Genomic DNA, 4436 nt, shown 5'->3' with positions numbered 1-4436 from the left:
GCGGGCAAAAAAAATCCCCGACCTAAGCCGGGGATTTTTTCGTTACGCCAGGATCAATCCTCGCGGTAGCGACGCAGCTTCAGCTGCTTGCCAGCCACGCGGGTGTCCTTGAGCTTGGACAGCAGCTTCTCGAGGCCGTCTTCCGGCAGCTCGACCAGGCTGAAGCTGTCGCGCACCTGGATGCGGCCGATAGCGTCACGCGCCAGGCCACCTTCGTTGAGGATCGCCCCCAGCAGGTTCTTGGCAGCGATGCCATCACGGGCACCCAGGGCGGTACGGCAACGCACGCGGCCTTCGGCCAACGGCAGCGGTGCACGGCGCTCACGATCACCACGGTCAGGACGCTCGCCACGCTCACCGCGCTCGGTACGCTCACCACGCGGGGCGAAGCTCGGCACCAGTGGCTGCTCGCGCTCTACCGCCGCCAGGTCCAGCGCCTGGCCATTGGTGGCCTTGCGCAGCAGGGCCGAAGCCAGGGCACGCGCGCTGCAACCCAGGTCGGTGGTCAGGCGGTCGAACAGCTCGCCGTGGGTGGCTTCTGCTTCGGCTACCAGCGGCGCCAGGCTCGAGGTCAGCTTCTTGATGCGGGCATCCAGCACGGCCTGGGCATTCGGCAGGCGCGCTTCGGCAACCTTCTGCCCGGTAACACGCTCGATCACCTGCAGCATGCGACGCTCACGCGGGGTAACCAGCAACAGTGCACGGCCATCGCGACCGGCACGGCCAGTACGGCCGATACGGTGTACGTAGGATTCCGGGTCGTACGGCATGTCAACGTTGAACACGTGAGTGATGCGCGGTACGTCCAGGCCACGGGCAGCGACGTCGGTGGCGACGACGATGTCCAGGCGGCCATCCTTGAGCGAGTCGATCACGCGCTCACGCTGGTTCTGGGCGATATCGCCGTTCAGTGCAGCAGCCTTGTAGCCTTTGGCTTCCAGCGCGGCGGCCAGGTCCAGGGTGGCTTGCTTGGTACGCACGAAGGCGATCAGCGCGTCGAACTCTTCCACTTCCAGCAGACGCAGCACAGCCGGGATCTTCTGGTCCGCGTGGACCATCAGGTGGGCCTGCTCGATCGCGGTAACGGTCTGGGTCTTGGTCTGGATCTTGACGTGCTTGGGTTCACGCAGGTGACGCTCGGCGATCGAACGGATCGACGACGGCAGGGTAGCGGAGAACAGTACGGTCTGACGGGTAGCCGGGATTGCGTCGAAGATCACTTCGAGGTCGTCCATGAAGCCCAGCTTCAGCATCTCGTCGGCTTCGTCCAGTACCAGGTACTGTACGGTCGACAAGACTTTTTCGTCACGACGCAGGTGGTCGCACAGACGGCCCGGGGTGGCCACGACGATTTGCGCGCCGTTGCGGATCGCACGCAGCTGTGGGCCCATCGGGGCACCACCGTAGACGGCGACAACGTTCACGCCCGGCATCTGCTTGGCGTAGGTTTCGAAAGCGGTAGCAACTTGCAGCGCCAACTCACGGGTTGGCGCCAGGATCAGGGCTTGCGGTTCGCGCTTGCTCACATCGATCTTGTTCAGGATCGGCAGGGCGAAGGCAGCGGTTTTGCCGGTGCCAGTCTGCGCCTGGCCGATCATGTCGTGACCGGCGAGGATGATCGGGATCGATTGTTGCTGAATGGCGGACGGCTCTTCGTAGCCGGTAGCCACAACGGCAGCAACAATGTTCGGGTTAAGATCGAGAGCGGCGAAGCCGCCGGTTTCCTGGGTCATGGGTCTGCCTCTAGGTGCATCCGCAAAGACCCATGCTCCAAAGCTGCACATGCCTTGAAAGACCGTCAGGTCACCCAGGCAGCTTTGGCGGCGGGGATTTGCGAAAACGATTGAAAAAGAAAACTTGGGAAGGTCCGCCTAGCGGACGCGCAGCCGAAGCTGGACTCGGAGGATTTGCACCACCTGATTTTGAGGTCCGCTAAAAGACCGGCGCGTACTATACCTGAAATAGTCGCGTACGTGAGGAATATTTTCATGGAGGCAGGGCCAGTATCGGGCCATCAAGCACGACAGGCTGAATCGATAATCCCCTGAAGCCTGGCGCGCTCGGTGTCGGCGCGCGTCAGCCACTCACGTCGCCGGCCGAATCTCGCGGATCAGCCCCTCGAGGCTGTACCCCAAACGCGGCGCCAGCGCCTCGGCCCGGGCTCTCAAACCGTCCAGGTCCAGCGACTGCTCCAGGTCTGCCGGCACCAGCAAAATCACATTGCCCTCCTTCACAGGCAGTTCCCAGTAATGCCGGTGGTACAACCCGCGCAACAACGCCGCGCCCAGCGGCCTGCCATCATCGGTGGCCCACTGGTTGATCACCAGCCAGCCGCCCGGGTTCAGGTGCTGCTGGCAGTTCTCCAGAAAGTTCCACGCCAGGTGCCCGACCCCAGGACCATGGTCGGTGTACAAGTCAACGAACAGCAGGTCGGCCTTCTCTGCCGTGGGCAGCAGCTCCAGGGCATCGCCGATGCGCACATACAGCCGCGGGTCGTCGTCCAGGCCCAGGTAATCCATGGCCAGGCGCGGCACATCCGGGCGCAGCTCGATGGCCTCGATGTCTTCCAGCGGCAGGAACTTCATGCAGGCCTGGGTCAGCGTGCCGGCGCCCAGGCCCAGAAACAGTGCACTCTCAGGCAGTTCGTGGCACAGCGCCCCCACCAGCATGGCGCGGGTGTAGTCGTACTCCAGCCAGCTGGGGTCGGCGGTGAACACACAGCTTTGCTCGATCGCATCGCCGAATTCCAGAAAGCGGTAGTCGTCTACTTCGTACACGCTGATGACGCCAAACGCATCTTCCACCCGTGCCAGCAGCCGCTCTTGCCGTTCCGCCGTCATGTCCACCACCCGCCTGCGCAAAAACGCGCATTGTCCGCCAACACCCTTGATGCAACAAGCGCAGCGCCAACTGTTACCATGGCCCATAGCCTACAACCGACAAGACCGAGCCCAAGATGAACCAACCGTGGAGCCCCGACAGCTGGCGTGCCCTGCCGATCCAGCAGCAACCGACCTACCCCGATGCCGCGCACCTGCTGAAGGTTGAACAGACCCTGGCCAGCTACCCGCCGCTGGTGTTCGCGGGTGAGGCGCGCGAGCTGCGCCGGCAGTTCGCCGAGGTCACCGAAGGCCGTGCCTTTCTGCTTCAGGGCGGCGATTGCGCCGAGAGCTTCGCCGAGTTCTCGGCTGCAAAAATCCGCGACACCTTCAAGGTGTTGCTGCAAATGGCCATTGTCATGACCTTTGCGGCCGGCTGCCCGGTGGTGAAAGTGGGGCGTATGGCCGGGCAGTTCGCCAAACCGCGCTCATCTGGCGATGAAACCATTGGCGACATCACCCTCCCCGCCTACCGTGGCGACATCGTCAACGGCATCGGTTTCGACGCCAAAAGCCGCATTCCGGACCCGGAACGCCTGCTGCAGGCCTACCACCAGGCCACCGCCAGCCTCAACCTGCTGCGCGCGTTCGCCCAGGGCGGGTTTGCCGACCTGCACCAGGTGCACAAGTGGAACCTGGACTTCATCGCCAACTCGGCGCTGGCCGACAAGTACCACCAGTTGGCCAATCGCATCGATGAAACCCTGGCGTTCATGCGTGCCTGTGGCCTGGACAGTGCGCCGCAACTGCGCGAAACCAGCTTCTTCACGGCTCACGAAGCGCTGCTGCTGAACTATGAAGAAGCCTTCGTGCGCCAGGACAGCCTGACCGGCGACTACTACGACTGCTCGGCGCACATGCTGTGGATCGGCGACCGCACCCGCCAGCTCGATGGGGCCCATGTGGAGTTCCTGCGTGGCGTGCACAACCCGATTGGGGTCAAGGTTGGCCCGAGCATGAACCCCGAAGAGCTGATCCGCCTGATCGACACGCTCAACCCGGCGAACGACCCGGGGCGTTTGAACCTGATCGTGCGCATGGGCGCGAGCAAGGTTGGCGACCACTTGCCAGGGCTGATCCGCACTGTCGAGCGCGAGGGGCGCAAGGTGCTGTGGAGTTCCGATCCGATGCACGGCAACACCATCAAGGCCAGCAGCGGTTACAAGACCCGCGATTTTGCGCAGATTCTGGATGAGGTGAAGCAGTTCTTCCAGGTACACCAGGCCGAGGGCAGCCATGCCGGCGGTATCCATATCGAGATGACTGGGCAGAACGTCACCGAATGCATCGGCGGTGCCCGGCCGATCACCGAGGATGCGTTGTCTGACCGGTATCACACCCATTGTGATCCGCGGATGAATGCTGATCAGTCGCTGGAGTTGGCATTCCTGATTGCCGAAACCCTCAAGCAGGTACGGCGCTGAGCGCTTTTCGCTTTTGATCTTGCTTCTAAGTGCGCGGTAGTTCAGGCGATGCAGATTGCGACTTCAGGAGGCCGAGTGGAGGCCTTGCGGCCATCGCAAATGGACTGTACGCCCGATCAGAACGAGCGCTTAC

At 63.1% G+C, this 4436-nt stretch carries 2 protein-coding genes and 1 pseudogene; 1 reads left to right on the top strand and 2 read right to left on the bottom strand.

Annotation, left to right across the window (positions count from 1 at the left end):
* Window positions 1-53 precede the first annotated feature (53 nt).
* Window positions 54-1767, bottom strand: a pseudogene (locus BJQ17_RS29275) (DEAD/DEAH box helicase).
* A gap of 317 nt (window positions 1768-2084) precedes the next feature.
* Window positions 2085-2840: a spermidine synthase gene (locus BJQ17_RS29270; RefSeq protein ID WP_003247095.1), complete on the bottom strand. Its 756-nt coding sequence runs from the start codon at window positions 2838-2840 to the stop codon at window positions 2085-2087.
* Window positions 2841-2956: 116 nt separating this feature from the next.
* On the opposite strand from BJQ17_RS29270, the gene BJQ17_RS29265 reads away from it, so the two are divergent.
* Complete coding sequence (locus BJQ17_RS29265; RefSeq protein ID WP_004575935.1) at window positions 2957-4303, top strand: class II 3-deoxy-7-phosphoheptulonate synthase; 1347 nt, start codon at window positions 2957-2959, stop codon at window positions 4301-4303.
* The last annotated feature ends 133 nt before the right edge of the window (window positions 4304-4436 follow it).

It is taken from the genome of Pseudomonas sp. NBRC 111139 (assembly GCF_001753955.1).
In the GTDB taxonomy this organism is placed as follows: domain Bacteria; phylum Pseudomonadota; class Gammaproteobacteria; order Pseudomonadales; family Pseudomonadaceae; genus Aquipseudomonas; species Aquipseudomonas alloputida.
Note: the sequence above shows the minus strand (reverse complement) of the source record. Positions and strands in the feature narration are given on the sequence as shown.

Bases quoted from the DNA above. Each gene is read 5' to 3' on its own strand.
- BJQ17_RS29265 (WP_004575935.1), top strand. From the start codon at position 2,957: ATGAACCAACCGTGGAGCCCCGACAGCTGGCGTGCCCTGCCGATCCAG.
- BJQ17_RS29270 (WP_003247095.1), bottom strand. From the start codon at position 2,840: ATGACGGCGGAACGGCAAGAGCGGCTGCTGGCACGGGTGGAAGATGCG.